Origin of the sequence: Hymenobacter mellowenesis, assembly GCF_030581005.1 — a bacterium.
GTDB lineage: Bacteria > Bacteroidota > Bacteroidia > Cytophagales > Hymenobacteraceae > Hymenobacter > Hymenobacter mellowenesis.
This window is the reverse complement of record NZ_JAUQSX010000004.1, coordinates 272,661-286,429: the sequence shown is the minus strand read 5'-3', so window position 1 is coordinate 286,429 and position 13,769 is coordinate 272,661. Positions and strand designations below refer to the sequence as shown.

Here is a 13,769-nt window from a genome sequence, read left to right as displayed (position 1 = left end):
AGCAAAAAGAACGTCATGCCGAGCGCAGCCGAGGCATATCGCGTGCAGAAGTAATTAAAATCGCCAAATATCAAGTTAGTTGTGGCATGCGAGATGCCTCGGCTACGCTCGGCATGACGTTCTAATTACGCCCTCACTCCCGCGCCTCATACCGCAGCGGCAGCGCATACGCCGGTATCTGCGCCGGCGCCACCTCGCGCCAAGTGGACTGAAACGAGCCATTGTAGCCAAACAGCTTACCGATAACCGGATTGCGCACCACCACCTCGATGCGGTAGCAGCCGGCCGCGTCGTCGTACCACTCCTCCACATCGGCCAGCGCGGCCAACAGGCCCGGCAGCCGAAACGCCAGCCGCCCCGCCCGAAAGCGCTGGGCCCCCGAGCGCAGCCGCAACCCGCCGCGCGCCGTCACGGCCATGTCGATGTCCACAGCCACGTGCTGGTGCGTGCCCAGGTAATCGACGATGGATTGCCGGGCAGCGCTGCGTATCATCGTAGCATCGAAGCAGCGGGTGTGTTTCGGGAAATGAAAGCGCCGAATCCAGGTCACGGTTTCGCGGCCCAGCGGGTCGGTATAGGCGTAGTTTTCGATGCGAAACGGCACGTTGGCGCCCGTTTCGGGGAAGGTGATTTGGCGCGAAAGGCCCGCCCGCAAAAACGGTTGCGTGAAAAACGGTCCGTGCCATACTCGCTCCATCACGCCCTCGCCCACAAACGCCCGGTGGTCGGCGCTGCTGAACCCCAGCCGCTCCTGAATGCGCGGGTGCAGCTTCGCGAAGTCGGCCCCTAGCTGCTGCTGATAGATGGAAGTCATGGATTCTGAGGGAGGTTAGGCGACGGCCGCGGGCGCTTCCTGCGGCACTTTAGCAGCCGGCCGGGCGCCCTCGGGCGGCTGGCGCAGGCAGCGCGCGGCGCTAGGCACCAGCTCCGTGGGAATGGCCAGGGCCACCGCCGCCAGCGCCATCAGGGCCAGATTGAGGGTGAGCGGATTGAAAGGCGCCTCAAACACCGCCGGCTGGCTAAACAGCGCGCCCGCGCCCAGCACCAGCAGGCCCAGCATGTTCAGCCAGTACACCGGCCGCAGCTTGTCCATCGGCAGCACCCAGAACAACAGTCCGAACAGAATTTCTCCCACGCCCACGGCCGCCGCCACCCCGTGCGCCGTCCCCACCGAAAAGCCCGCGCCCTGCAAAATGCCCAGCTCGCCGGTATCGGGGTAGAGCAGCTTGGGCACCACGCCCTGGTATATCCACACAAAGCCCAATGTGAACCGCACCAGCGCCATTATCAGCCCCAGGGCCCGCGACACTGCCGGTCGCTGCCCCTGCTCCAGCCACAACCGCAGGCTGTCGAAGCCCCAGGCCGTGGCCCAGCCGATGAGCGGCCGAAACGCCAGCCGGTCAAGCCACGCGCCGGCCGCGCCAAAGCGCGTCTGATAGTCATAGCGCGTGAAAAACCGCAGACCGTCGTCGGTCGGCACGTGTTTCCAGAACCCCGCGCCTTCCCGAATAAGCGACACCGCCTCATCGGACCAGAACTTGAGGACCGACGTGCGCTCCCCGTTCTTCTCCCGGGTGCCCAGGCTCTCGCCGCAGCCCGCTACGCCCAGCCCAAAGCCAATGCGCGTGGCATACAGAAACTGCTGCGGCTCGGCGTCCGAGGCGCGCGGCAGGTACTCAATCTCGGTAAAGCGCAAGTCCCATTGCTGATGCAGCTCGGGCTGCTGGGTGTGGGCCCACAGCTGCTCCATGGGGCAGCGGATGCGGCTTTCTACGTAAATCGAGGGCCTCTTCATTGGTCTTATGAAGGTAGGCAGGAAACGTTGGATTTGAGCGTTGAACAGCGTAGAGACGCATACTTGCGTCTCGTCGTTGAACGACCGGACCCGCACCATTCAATCATCATTCATCCTACTTCACTCGTCATCGTTCAACGACAAGACGCAAGGATGCGTCTCTACTCCAGCGCCTGCGCCAAATCGGCCAGCAGTTCCTCCACTGGCTCAATGCCAATGCTCAGCCGCACCAGCCCCACAGTAATGCCCAGTTCGGCCCGCTGCGCATCCGTGAGTGCCCGGTGCGAGGTATAGAGCGGGTGCGAACACGACGAATCGACGCCCGCCAGCGAGGGCGCGAACGGAAACCGCTGGCTGCGCTGCATAAACCGGTTCACCGCCGCCGCGTCATCCGCCAGCCGCATCGACATCATGCCGCCAAATAGCCCGCGGCCCTGCACCGTGGCCAGCGCGTGCTGCGGGTGCGCCAGCAGGCCCGGATAGTAAACTGCCTCTACAGCCGGGTGCCGCTCCAAAAACTCCGCAATGAGCTGGGCATTCTGGCTGTGCGCTGCCACACGCAGGCGCATGGTTTTGAGTCCGCGTACGCTCAGCCAGCTTTCCATGGGGCTAAGCGTGAGGCCGAAAATCGTACCGATTTGCTTCAGGCGGGCCACGTCTTCGGGCATGGCAGCCACCACAGCGCCGGCCGTCACGTCGGAGTGGCCAGCTAAGTATTTGGTCACGCTGTGCAGCACCAGGTCGGCCCCAAAGGCCAGCGGCTTGGTGAGCACGGGCGTGGCAAAGGTGTTATCAACCACCAATTTGATGCCGTGGCGGTGGCACTCATCAGCAGCGGCGCGTAGGTCCACCACGCGCAGCAGCGGGTTGCTCATCGTTTCGCAGAGCAGCAGCCGGGTGGTGGCTTGCACGTGCGCCTGCAGGTCGTATAGCTCCTCAAACGGCACGTAGCTCACCGTAATGCCCAGCCGCGACAACTCCAGGTTCAGCAGCGCCGCCGAGCCGCCGTAGATGTCTGCCGCGCACAGCACATGGTCGCCGGCCTGGCAGTAGGTCATCAGGGCCGCGAAAATGGCGGCCATGCCTGAGCCCGTGGCCACGGCACCCGCGCCGCCTTCCCAGTGGTTCACGGCCGCGGCCAGCTCGTCGGAGTTGGGGTTGCCGTTGCGCGAGTACAGGTAGCGGCTGCCGGGCTCGTCGAAGTACTGCTGCACGGCGTCCAGGTCTTCAAATTTGAAGACCGAGGTTTGGTAGATGGGTGTGATTTTGGGCTGGATGTTAGGCATGAGCATGGACGCGCAGTCAGAACGTGAAAGCGCAAAGGTCGCTCTTTTACCCTGCTTTGCTCTGGTCAGCCTGAGCGGCCTTGTGCGCCCGGTTTTCGCGTCGAAACACCTCCATCAGCACCAGGAAATACGACACCAGCAGCGGCCCCACCACCAGCCCAATCAGGCCAAAAATCTCCACGCCCAGCACCAGTCCCACCAGCGTCACCAGCGGATGAATGTCGCCCATGCGCTTGGCCAGCATGATGCGCAGCACGTTGTCCACGTTGATAATCACGATGAAGCCTACCAGCAGAATCCCGATGGCCTGCCCGTTGTTTCCCTGCGAGAACTGGTACAGCGCCGCCGGTCCCCACACCAGAGGCGTGCCCAGCACCGGCAGAAACGCCATAAAAAAAGCTACCACTCCCCAGAACAAAGAATCCGGCACCCCAAAAATCCACAGCGTCAGCCCGGTTAGAATGCTTTGCACTAAGGCCACCACCACCTGCCCCAACACGTTGGCGTTCACGTTGTTTTTCAACGACTCGCCCAGCTCCTGCAGTGTCTCGTTCCGAAACGGCAGGTAGCGGTGCAGCCCCAGCAGAAAGTAGGTTTCCTGCATAAACATGTAGTACATCGTGAACAGCATCAAGCCCACGATTACCAGGAAGTTGAGCGCGCTGCTGGCCAGCGTGGGCAACCAGCCACTCACCTTGGCGCCGCCCTGCAGCAGCAGTTGCCGCACATTCAACTGCTCCGCGATTTTAAAGCCTACGGCCTTCTCCACCTTGTGCACCACTTCCAGAATTTGCTCCGGGTTCTGAGCAAACGCAATGAGCCGGTCGAGCAGCAGCGAGCTGAGCGCGTAAAACGGAATCACCAACACCACCAGCGTCACCACCAGAATGCCTATCGTGACCAGCTGCCGGTTCCAGCGTCGCCGGTGCACCAGCGCCACCCACCACGGCCGAAACACTACAAACAAGATGCCGGCCGCCAAAAAAGCCGTCAGGTACTGCGCCAGTCCGAACACCATCAGGCCTACCAGGCCCAGCAGCGAGGCCACCAGCAGCACATAGCGCTGGCGCGGCGTGTAAATATTCTCAACGGCAGCAAAAGGGTCGAATACGTTTGGCATTGCGCAAATGGAAAAGGTGGCAGTCTCGCCTTTTCCATACGGACAAGCCAGAATTTCGCCGCCCGCTGGACGCAAAAAAGGCCGTCCCTGCAGTGCAGGAACGGCCTTTGTATCCGTCAGATAAGCGGGAAGCCGCGGCTAAACTAAGCCAGTGCGCCTTCGGCCAGCACAATTAAGTTGTTGCGCAGCACTTCCACCACGCCGCCTTCGATGCGGATAACCTCGCGGCCACCCGCGCCGCCGGTCAGCGTCACGTCGCCGGCTTTGAGCGCGGCAATCAGCGGAGCGTGGTTGTTCAGCACTTCAAAAGAGCCATCGGCGCCCGGAAACTGGGCCGACGTCACTTCGCCTTCAAATACCTTGCGGTCGGGGGTGATGATTTCTAGGTGCATGTTTTTGAGATGAATTGTCAGGCTAAAAAAGAACGTCATGCTGAGCGAAGCCGAAGCATCTCTACCGCGCAAGTAACTATTTACTCTCGCGGTAGAGATACTTCGACTCCGCTCAGCATGACGTTCCACCGGACGTTCTTAGTTACTTGGCTTCGGCAATCAGGCGCTCACCTTTGGCCACGGCATCCTCGATGTTACCAACCAGGTTGAAGGCCGCCTCGGGGAGGTGGTCGTACTTGCCGTCGATGATTTCGTTGAAGCCTTTGATGGTGTCTTTGATGTCAACGAGTACGCCTTTGAGGCCGGTGAACTGCTCGGCCACGAAGAAGGGCTGCGACAGGAAGCGCTGCACCCGACGGGCGCGGTTTACCACCTGCTTGTCCTCTTCGGAGAGTTCGTCCATACCCAGAATGGCGATGATGTCCTGGAGTTCTTTATAGCGCTGGAGTAGCTCTTTCACGCGCTGGGCGGTGTTGTAGTGCTCGTCGCCCAGCACGTCGGCCGACAGGATGCGCGAGGTCGAGTCCAGCGGGTCAACGGCCGGGTAGATGCCCAGCTCGGCGATTTTGCGGCTCAGTACCGTCGTGGCGTCCAAGTGGGCAAAGGTGTTGGCCGGGGCCGGGTCAGTCAAGTCATCAGCCGGCACGTAAACGGCCTGAACCGAGGTGATTGAACCGCGCTTCGTCGAGGTAATACGCTCCTGCATGGCACCCATTTCGGTGGCCAGCGTGGGCTGGTAACCTACGGCCGAAGGCATCCGACCCAAGAGAGCCGATACTTCCGAACCCGCCTGCGTGAAGCGGAAAATATTGTCGATGAAGAACAGGATGTCGCGGCCGGCACCGGTGCCGTCGCCATCGCGGAAGCTCTCGGCAATGGTCAGACCCGACAGGGCCACGCGGGCACGGGCTCCGGGGGGCTCGTTCATCTGGCCGAACACGAGGGTAGCCTGCGATTTTTCCATCGCCGCCATGTCCACTTTGCTCAAATCCCAGCCACCTTCTTCCATCGAGTGTTTGAAGGCATCGCCGTAGAGAATGATGTTAGATTCGATGAATTCACGCAGCAAGTCGTTGCCTTCACGGGTACGCTCACCCACGCCGGCAAACACCGACAGGCCTTCGTAGGCCTTGGCCACGTTGTTGATAAGCTCCTGAATCAGTACGGTTTTGCCCACGCCGGCACCACCGAACAATCCAATCTTGCCGCCCTTTACATAAGGAGCCAGCAAGTCGATAACTTTAATGCCGGTGAAGAATACTTCCGACGACGTAGCCAGTTCCTCGAACGCCGGGGCGTTGCGGTGAATCGACAGACGCTGGCCGCTCTTGGGCTGCGGAATGCCATCAATGGCTTCGCCGATAACGTTGAACAGGCGGCCTTTCACGCCGTCGCCGGTGGGCATCGAGATGGGCGTACCCAGGTCGCGCACTTCGGCGCCGCGGGCCAGGCCCTCGGTCGAGTCCATGGCAATGGTCCGCACCCGGTCTTCGCCCAGGTGTTGCTGGCACTCCAGTACCACTACCTGGCCGTTCTCTTTGGTTACTTCGAGGGCGTCGAGGATGTTGGGTAGCTTCGTGTTTTCACCCGCGAAGCTTACGTCCACGACGGGTCCGATAACCTGGGTGATTTTGCCGGTATTGGCCATTTGGTTGTATTTATGATGAAGTTGATGCTCTTTTCAGGCCGCAAAATTACGGTAGAAGCCTGGCTTTTCCAACCATAACGTTTGCGGCGCCTGGCCCAATCGAAAAAAAACCCGAGACACCCTACCCCGTGAAAATCAGGCACCAATGAACCGAAAGCCGCTTTCCGGGCCGGTACCGTCATTTTTTTCTTCAAATTTTTTTCAAAAAATCCTTGCCTCGAATTTTTCCGGTAGTACATTTGCACTCCCAAACGGCACGTAGCCCGCCGGGAAATTGTCCGATGGTGTAACTGGCAACACGCTTGATTTTGATTCAAGAAAGTCCAGGTTCGAGCCCTGGTCGGACAACGACAACGCTCGAGTAAACGAAAAGGCGCTGGCTTCTCCAATTTCCGGAGTGGTCAGCGCCTTTCGCTTTTCTAGCCCGTCCCGGACGGCAGGCTTTCGCTGGCCTCATCCGATTATTCCGCGCCAAACCATTCAGCGGGCCGCGCAGGCTTCCCGCACAAAATCAGCACCTTCCCCTATGAAACAGGTCAAAATCTTCGCCGGCAGCGCCTCCAAGGCATTGGGCGAAAGCATTGCCGCTGCTTACGGCACCACTCTCGGCGACCTCAGCCTCCAGCGCTTCGCCGACAACGAGATGGGCCCGAGCTTCAACGAAAGCGTGCGCGGCTGCGAGGTGTTCCTCGTGCAAAGCACCTGCCCGCCCGCCGAGCACCTCATGGAGCTCATGCTGATGGTGGACGCGGCCAAGCGTGCCTCGGCCCACAAAGTCGTCATCGTGATGCCCTACATGGGCTACGCCCGCCAGGACCGCAAAGACAAGCCCCGCGTGAGCATCGGCGCCAAAGTGGTGGCCAACATCATCCAAAGCGTGGGCACCGACCGCCTGATGACCTGCGACCTGCACGCCGGCCAGATTCAGGGCTTCTTCGACATCCCAGTCGACCACCTCGATGGCGCCACCGTCACGGCGCCCTACATCAAGTCGCTGAACCTGAAAAACCTGATTTTCGCCTCGCCCGACGTGGGCGGCGTGGTGCGCACCCGCGCCTTCGCCAAGAAATTCGGCGCCGAAATCGTGGTCTGCGACAAGATGCGCCTGCGGGCCAATGAAATTGCCTCGATGCAAGTCATCGGCGACGTGAAGGGTATGGACGTGGTGTTCGTGGACGATATGGTAGACACGGCCGGCACCATCTGCAAAGCCGCCGACCTGGTGATGGAGCGCGGCGCCAACTCGGTGCGGGCTGTCATCACGCACCCGCTGCTCAGCGGCCCGGCCCACGAGCGCATTCGCGCCTCCCAGCTCACCGAGCTGATTACGACCGACACCATTCCGCTGCGCGAGGAGAACGACAAAATCCGGGTGATTTCGCTGGCGCCACTGTTTGCGGCCGCTATTCGCAACGTGGTGACGCACGAGAGCATCAGCTCTCTGTTTGTGTAGATTAGGTTCCTGAATGGGCATCACTCAGCACGTCATGCTGAGCGCAGCCGAAGCATCTCGCGTGTGGCAGTAATTTATTTACTATTGCGGTAGAGATGCTTCGACTGCGCTCAGCATGACGTGCTTTTTTTCAGCATTACTTAATTACTGCGCTCAAAACTGGCACAATTTTGTAGAATAGACTTCCCAACTGGAACCTTTTTCTGCAAACGTGATGCACAAGCTTTACACTTCCACCCTCACCCTTTTCGCGGCGCTGCTACTGAGCGCCTGTGTTTCTTCCGTTCACATCCGGGCGCTGGCCCCGGCAGCGGTGCCCATGCCGGCCAACCTGCAAAGCGTGGCCACCGCCAACCGCATTATCCCGGAATCGCGCCGCGATAAATTCTTCGACGTGCTGGAAGGCGCCTTCACGGGCGAAGGCGTGGGCGTGGACCGCGCCGGGGCCGACGAGTGCGTGAACGTGGTGGGCCAGGCCCTAGCTAACAACAGCTACCGCTTCAAGGTGACGCAGGCGCAGCTGCAGCTGCTGGGCCGCAGCCGCGAGTTTTTCCTGCCGCCGCTGGCCCCGCGCTACGTGCAGGACTTGTGCCGCCGCACGCAGGTCGACGGCCTCGTGGTACTCGAAGCCTTCGATTCCGACATGCTGCTGAGCCACACCAACGGCTTCCGCACTTATAAGGACAAAGAAGGCAAGGAGCACAAAGTGCCTACCGTGAGCGTGGAAATGGTAATGAAAATTGTGAGCGGCTTCCGCACCTACGGCGCGGCCCAGGGCTTCGTGCTCGACCAGGCCCGGCAGGAAGACCAACTGGTGTTTCGGGGCGAGGGCGACTCCTACCCCGCCGCCCTGCGCCAGCTGCCCCCACCCGAGGAGTGCATTCGGCGGGTGGCCCAGCGGGCCGGCGACGGCTACGCCCGCCGCATCGCGCCCTCCTACATCGACCTGCACCGCGACTACTTCGCGCAGGCCAAAAAAGATGCCCGCATGAAGGAGGCCGCCCAGCGTGCCGAAGCCGGCGACTGGGCCGGGGCGGCCACCCTCTGGCAGCAGTCGGCCCGCCACCTCAACCCCAAGATTGCCGGCCGGGCCTTCTACAACCTGGCCGTAGCCAGCGAGGTGCGCGGCGACCTGCCCGGGGCCATCGATTGGGCCAAGAAAGCCGCTTTCACCTGCAACAACGCCCAGGCCCGCTCCTACCTGCGCGTGCTAAACAACCGGATGCAGGCGCAAGCGCTGGTGCAGGAGCAACTCAAAAGCGTGCCGATAGCGAACTAGCGCAGCCAGTTTTTCTTCGTAACAGGTTGGCTTTTCGGCCGGTTTCGCCCTACCTTTGCGGCCCGTTTGCCTCCAACGTCGGAAGCAGGCGGGCCATTTTTTATCTTCAAAAGACCACTTTTATGAAAAGCCTCGAGATTGTAGGGTTTAAAAGAGCGAATCTCGGTAAAACGGACGCCAAGGCATTGCGCCTCGACGCTCAAGTACCGTGCGTATTGTATGGCGGCACCGATACCGTGCACTTCTCCGTGCCCGCTATCCTGTTCCGCGAACTGTTGTACACGCCGGAGGCTCACATTGTGGACCTGAACGTGGAAGGCACTATGTACAAAGCCATTGTGCAGGACGCCCAGTTCCACCCCGTAAATGAAATGCTCCTCCACGTTGACTTCCTCGAGCTGGAAGCCGGCAAAGAGGTGAAAATGGACATTCCCGTGAAATACATCGGCGTTTCGCCGGGCGTGCTGGCCGGTGGTAAACTGGTGAGCAAGCTGCGCAAAGTGCGCGTGCGCGCCACGATGGACAACCTCCCCGACTACGTGGAAGTGAACATCGGCGGCATGGAGCTCGGCAAATCCATCAAGGTGGGTGCCGTAGAGCCCAAAGGCTACACCATCCTGACCAACGCGGCGGCTCCCATTGCCACCATCACCATCCCGCGCGCCCTGAAAGGCGAAATGGCAGCCAACAAGTAATTCTGGACCGCAGATTTAACGGATTAAACGGATTTCACCGATTCTTTTCATCCAGCAATTTGCGTTTCAATCAAAAAGCCGCTCCAATTTTGGGGCGGCTTTTTATTTGGGAGCGAAAGCATCACACGCTTCATCATACCAAATGGCCGCAGTTTCTGAGAGTTGATGCCGGAACCTGCGAAATCCGTTCAATCTGTTAAATCTGCGGTTCAGATGAAATTTCTGGTTCTTTGCCTGGGCAACATTGGCCCCGAATACGCCGACACGCGCCACAACATCGGTTTCATGGTGGCCGATTATCTGGCTGCTAAGTTCGACGCGCCGCGCTTTGAAATCGGCCGCCACGCCTTCACCACCGAGTTCAAGCACAAAGGCCACACCTACGTGCTGGTGAAGCCCACCACCTACATGAACCTGAGTGGCAAAGCAGCAGCACACTGGTTGGCTACACTGAAAATAACGGCCGAAAACATGGTTGTGGTCACGGATGACCTGGCCCTACCCTTCGGCAAGCTGCGGCTGAAAGGCCAGGGGTCGGCCGGCGGCCACAATGGTTTGAAAGACATTCAGGCCACGCTGGGCACCGATGTGTATGCCCGCCTGCGCTTCGGCGTAGATGCTAATTTCCCGAAAGGCCGGCAGGTCGATTATGTGTTGAATCCGTTTTCGGCCGATGAATTAATTGAGTTACCGACGCGCATTGAAAAAGCCGGTGATGCCGTGCTGGCATTTGGCTCGATGGGTTTGGAGCGCGCGATGAATATTGTAAATGTGAAATAGCATCCGTCATTACGAGGCCGTAGGCCGTGGCAATCCGTCCTCTAAACGCGACAAGCTTTGGGAAGTGATAAGCTAGTTTTTAGAATGCAGAAAGTCCCAGTACCTGGCAGTACTGGGGCTTTTCTTGATGTTTTTTGGCATTGAGATGACGGATTGCCGCGTTGCGCTACGCTCCTCTCGCAATGACAAACGATATAATTACGCTATGCTACTGCCGTTGCGCACCGGGATGCCGGGCTGCATGAGTGCCAGTGTGCCATCAGCATTTTCAGCCATGAGCAGCATGCCCTGGCTTTGGATGCCTTTGATTTCGCGCGGCGCTAAATTCAGCAAAACCTGTACCTGCTGGCCAATGAGGGCTTCGGGAATAAAATATTCCGCAATGCCGCTCACAATGGTGCGCTGCTCCAGGCCTAAATCGACGGTGAGCTTAAGCAGCTTTTTGGTTTTGGCTACTTTTTCGGCAGCTACAATGGTGCCGATGCGCAAATCCATCCGCCCGAAATCATCGAACGACACGTCGGATTTTGCGGGCGTTACGGGTGTGTTGGCCAGCTGATTTTCTTTTTTGGTATCAAGCAGTTTTTGCACCTGCGTTTCGACCACTGCATCTTCGATTTTGGCGAATAGCAGCGCGGCTTCGCGCAACTGATGACCGGCGGGCAGGGCATCGCGGCGGCCGGCGCTGGCCCAACTGTCCAGTTCCAAATTGAGCATGTCGGCTAGTTTCTGGGCCGATTCGGGCAGGAAAGGCTCCAGCAGCGGCGCCAGGGCGGCAGCTATTTGCAGCGATACGTGCAACACCGTGCCGGTGCGCGCGGCATCGGTTTTAATGAGGTGCCAGGGCTGCGTTTCGGCCAAATATTTATTTCCCAAACGCGCCAGATTTAATACTTCGGCCAGTGCATCGCGGAAACGGTAGTTTTCAATCAGCTCCCCAATTTTCGCGGGAAATTCAGCCAACTGCGCAAAGGCGTCTTCGTCAATTGGCGCTAATTCGCCCAATTCCGGCACTTTACCTTCAAAGAATTTGTGCGTGAGCACCGTAGCACGGTTCACGAAATTACCGAGCGTGGCGACCAATTCGTTATTGTTCCGCGCCTGGAAGTCCTTCCAGGTGAAGTCGTTATCTTTGGTTTCGGGAGCGTTGGCGCACAGCACGTAGCGCAGTACATCGGCCTGGCCGGGGAAATCGGCGAGGTATTCGTGCAGCCACACGGCCCAGTTGCGCGAAGTGCTGATTTTATCGCCTTCCAGGTTCAGAAATTCGTTGGCGGGCACGTTATCCGGCAGGATGTAGTCGCCGTGCGCTTTCAGCATTACCGGGAAAATAATGCAGTGGAAAACGATGTTGTCCTTGCCGATGAAATGCACCAGTTTGGAATCCTTGTCCTTCCAGTAAGTTTCCCATTCGTCAGGGAAGGCTTCCTTAGTGGCCGAGATATAGCCGATGGGCGCATCGAACCACACGTACAACACTTTACCTTCGGCGCCGGGCACTGGCACGGGTACACCCCAATCGAGGTCGCGCGTGACGGCACGCGGGTGTAGGCCCTGGTCAATCCACGATTTGCACTGGCCGTACACGTTAGTTTTCCAGTCGCTTTTGTGGCCTTCCACTATCCATTCGCGAAGCCAGGGCTCGTACTGGTCGAGGGGCAGAAACCAATGCTTAGTATCGCGCAGAATGGGCTGCGCGCCGCTGAGCATGCTACGCGGATTAATTAATTCTGTCGGGCTGAGTGAAGTGCCGCAGCGCTCGCACTGGTCACCGTAGGCATTTTCGTTGCCGCAATTCGGGCAGGTGCCCACGATGTAGCGGTCGGCCAGAAACTGCTGCGCCTTTTCGTCGAAGTATTGCTGCGTGGTTTGCTCAATGAATTTGCCTTCTTTATTGAGCTTGGTGAAAAAACCACTCGAAACCTCGGCGTGCGTGGCCGACGACGTGCGCGAATACACGTCGAACGACACGTTAAAATCTTTAAACGAGTCGCGAATCAACGCGTGGTATTTATCAACTACCTGCTGCGGCGTCACGCCTTCTTTTTGGGCGCGAATGGTGATGGGAACCCCGTGCTCATCGGAGCCACAAATGAATTTTACGTCGCGCCCCGCCGACCGCAAATACCGCACGTAAATGTCGGCCGGCAAGTAAACACCCGCCAGATGGCCAATATGGACCGGCCCGTTTGCGTAAGGAAGCGCGGCGGTGACGGTATAACGTTTAGGAAATGAAGACATACAAAACAGAAAAAGAAACCGGCGGACTAAACGTTAATTTTTGAAAAAACACGCAGCAAGACTGCACTAAACAAAAGAACAAAGAAAAAAGGTTGAAACTAAATCAACCTAAAAACCAGCGAAACCGTTTGACAACTAATTCATTTTATATTTGACCGCGCCTATAATTAGGGCGATGTACAAATACGCATTTCTACCCTCTCCTTCTTCACCTTCATTCAACCATTTTTTTTCACATGAAAAAACCTGCTTCTCCGGTTAAAACCGAAAAACGCGCCAAGCGCACGCCCGAAGAAAAAGCGGCTCGCAAATCGGCCAAAAGCGCCGGTCGTGCCACTGCCGCCCTCGACGATGACCGGGCCAACAGCAAGGCCAGCCAGAAAAAGTCGCTTAAATCGGCCGCCAAACAATTGCAGAAAGAGTTGAACAACCGCATGAGTGAGGTGGTGGCTCGCATCCGCAAAGAAACGAAAGCCAAGCTGAAGGAAGTGGTGAAGGAAGCCACGCGCCGTCTTGATGGCGACACAGAGCGCATGTTTGAAGAAGCCCTGCATACCATTGTGCGGCACTACGATTCCGTTTCGGGTTCAGCCAGTACCGGCAGCGCTGCTGGCACAGCAGCAGCCAGCAGTTCCGCTACTGCGGGCCGCAGCCGTAAAAAAGGCCAGACCCTGAACAAGGACGGCTCGCCCCGCAAGCCCCGCGCTGCGCGCGCTGATGCCGCTTCGGATGCCACCGAAGATACGGATGCGCCCGCCGCTGCTTCTGGCCGCAAGCCGGCTACCGGCGCCAAGCGGGGCCCCAAACCAGCCGCTACTACCGCTGCCCCTTCCCGCCGCGGCCCCAAGCCCGGTACGCCCGCTACCGGCGCCCGCCGCGGCCCCAAGCCCCGCACCCAGGCCGCTTCTGAGCCCGAAGCCACGGGCCTGCTCAACTCGGCCGATAGCCCCAGCACCGGCGAGGTAAGCGCCTAGTTTTCCGTTGCCGCAATGACCAAAAAAAGCCCGCTCCATTTATGGAAGCGGGCTTTTTTAATATCGGAGTTGCTTAAACGTCGTGTCGAGTTCGCCGAGGTATCTC

Annotated in this window: 12 protein-coding genes and 1 tRNA gene; 6 read left to right on the top strand and 7 right to left on the bottom strand. The window is 58.9% G+C overall.

Going from position 1 to position 13,769, the window contains the following annotated elements; translation table 11 throughout:
• Positions 1 to 133: 133 nt before the first annotated feature.
• From Q5H92_RS09705 to atpD, 6 genes are all read right to left on the bottom strand, one after another.
• Positions 134 to 814, bottom strand: coding sequence for a DUF4166 domain-containing protein (locus Q5H92_RS09705; protein WP_305011318.1), 681 nt, complete (start codon positions 812 to 814; stop codon positions 134 to 136).
• Between the two features lie 15 nt (positions 815 to 829).
• Positions 830 to 1,795 (bottom strand): DoxX-like family protein, encoded by a 966-nt coding sequence (locus Q5H92_RS09700; RefSeq protein ID WP_305011317.1) that lies wholly within the window; start codon positions 1,793 to 1,795, stop codon positions 830 to 832.
• Between the two features lie 161 nt (positions 1,796 to 1,956).
• Positions 1,957 to 3,081 carry a trans-sulfuration enzyme family protein gene (locus tag Q5H92_RS09695; protein ID WP_305011316.1) on the bottom strand — a complete coding sequence of 375 codons (1,125 nt, stop codon included), beginning with the start codon at positions 3,079 to 3,081 and terminating at the stop codon, positions 1,957 to 1,959.
• 46 nt (positions 3,082 to 3,127) lie between these two features.
• The gene (locus Q5H92_RS09690) at positions 3,128 to 4,201 is read right to left on the bottom strand and encodes an AI-2E family transporter (RefSeq protein ID WP_305011315.1); all 1,074 of its coding nucleotides are present in this window, start codon (positions 4,199 to 4,201) and stop codon (positions 3,128 to 3,130) included.
• 143 nt (positions 4,202 to 4,344) lie between these two features.
• Positions 4,345 to 4,593, bottom strand: a complete 249-nt coding sequence (atpC, locus tag Q5H92_RS09685) for an ATP synthase F1 subunit epsilon (protein WP_305011314.1) — start codon at positions 4,591 to 4,593, stop codon at positions 4,345 to 4,347.
• A gap of 142 nt (positions 4,594 to 4,735) precedes the next feature.
• Positions 4,736 to 6,241 carry a F0F1 ATP synthase subunit beta gene (gene atpD / locus Q5H92_RS09680; protein WP_305011313.1) on the bottom strand — a complete coding sequence of 502 codons (1,506 nt, stop codon included), beginning with the start codon at positions 6,239 to 6,241 and terminating at the stop codon, positions 4,736 to 4,738.
• Between the two features lie 275 nt (positions 6,242 to 6,516).
• Between atpD and Q5H92_RS09675 the strand changes: the two genes are divergently transcribed.
• The 5 genes from Q5H92_RS09675 (at position 6,517) to pth (ending at position 10,448) form a co-directional block, all read left to right on the top strand.
• Positions 6,517 to 6,589 (top strand) — tRNA-Gln (locus Q5H92_RS09675).
• A gap of 178 nt (positions 6,590 to 6,767) precedes the next feature.
• Entirely contained in the window at positions 6,768 to 7,694 is a 927-nt protein-coding gene (locus Q5H92_RS09670) for a ribose-phosphate pyrophosphokinase (RefSeq protein WP_305011312.1), read from the top strand.
• Between the two features lie 214 nt (positions 7,695 to 7,908).
• Complete coding sequence (locus Q5H92_RS09665) at positions 7,909 to 8,973, top strand: DUF6340 family protein (protein ID WP_305011311.1); 1,065 nt, start codon at positions 7,909 to 7,911, stop codon at positions 8,971 to 8,973.
• Positions 8,974 to 9,095: 122 nt separating this feature from the next.
• Entirely contained in the window at positions 9,096 to 9,668 is a 573-nt protein-coding gene (locus Q5H92_RS09660) for a 50S ribosomal protein L25/general stress protein Ctc (protein ID WP_305011310.1), read from the top strand.
• Between the two features lie 213 nt (positions 9,669 to 9,881).
• The gene (pth, locus tag Q5H92_RS09655) at positions 9,882 to 10,448 is read left to right on the top strand and encodes an aminoacyl-tRNA hydrolase (protein ID WP_305011309.1); all 567 of its coding nucleotides are present in this window, start codon (positions 9,882 to 9,884) and stop codon (positions 10,446 to 10,448) included.
• A gap of 198 nt (positions 10,449 to 10,646) precedes the next feature.
• Here the strand turns inward: pth and metG are convergent, their stop codons facing one another.
• Positions 10,647 to 12,689, bottom strand: a complete 2,043-nt coding sequence (gene metG, locus Q5H92_RS09650; RefSeq protein WP_305011308.1) for a methionine--tRNA ligase — start codon at positions 12,687 to 12,689, stop codon at positions 10,647 to 10,649.
• 236 nt (positions 12,690 to 12,925) lie between these two features.
• On the opposite strand from metG, the gene Q5H92_RS09645 reads away from it, so the two are divergent.
• Positions 12,926 to 13,663, top strand: coding sequence for a hypothetical protein (locus Q5H92_RS09645; RefSeq protein ID WP_305011307.1), 738 nt, complete (start codon positions 12,926 to 12,928; stop codon positions 13,661 to 13,663).
• Positions 13,664 to 13,769: the final 106 nt, after the last annotated feature.

What these genes read in the sequence shown, in the direction of transcription:
- Q5H92_RS09705 (WP_305011318.1), bottom strand. Translation starts at nt 814, where the DNA reads ATGACTTCCATCTATCAGCAGCAGCTAGGGGCCGACTTCGCGAAGCTG.
- Q5H92_RS09700 (WP_305011317.1), bottom strand. Translation starts at nt 1,795, where the DNA reads ATGAAGAGGCCCTCGATTTACGTAGAAAGCCGCATCCGCTGCCCCATG.
- Q5H92_RS09695 (WP_305011316.1), bottom strand. Translation starts at nt 3,081, where the DNA reads ATGCCTAACATCCAGCCCAAAATCACACCCATCTACCAAACCTCGGTC.
- Q5H92_RS09690 (WP_305011315.1), bottom strand. Translation starts at nt 4,201, where the DNA reads ATGCCAAACGTATTCGACCCTTTTGCTGCCGTTGAGAATATTTACACG.
- atpC (WP_305011314.1), bottom strand. Translation starts at nt 4,593, where the DNA reads ATGCACCTAGAAATCATCACCCCCGACCGCAAGGTATTTGAAGGCGAA.
- atpD (WP_305011313.1), bottom strand. Translation starts at nt 6,241, where the DNA reads ATGGCCAATACCGGCAAAATCACCCAGGTTATCGGACCCGTCGTGGAC.
- Q5H92_RS09670 (WP_305011312.1), top strand. Translation starts at nt 6,768, where the DNA reads ATGAAACAGGTCAAAATCTTCGCCGGCAGCGCCTCCAAGGCATTGGGC.
- Q5H92_RS09665 (WP_305011311.1), top strand. Translation starts at nt 7,909, where the DNA reads ATGCACAAGCTTTACACTTCCACCCTCACCCTTTTCGCGGCGCTGCTA.
- Q5H92_RS09660 (WP_305011310.1), top strand. Translation starts at nt 9,096, where the DNA reads ATGAAAAGCCTCGAGATTGTAGGGTTTAAAAGAGCGAATCTCGGTAAA.
- pth (WP_305011309.1), top strand. Translation starts at nt 9,882, where the DNA reads ATGAAATTTCTGGTTCTTTGCCTGGGCAACATTGGCCCCGAATACGCC.
- metG (WP_305011308.1), bottom strand. Translation starts at nt 12,689, where the DNA reads ATGTCTTCATTTCCTAAACGTTATACCGTCACCGCCGCGCTTCCTTAC.
- Q5H92_RS09645 (WP_305011307.1), top strand. Translation starts at nt 12,926, where the DNA reads ATGAAAAAACCTGCTTCTCCGGTTAAAACCGAAAAACGCGCCAAGCGC.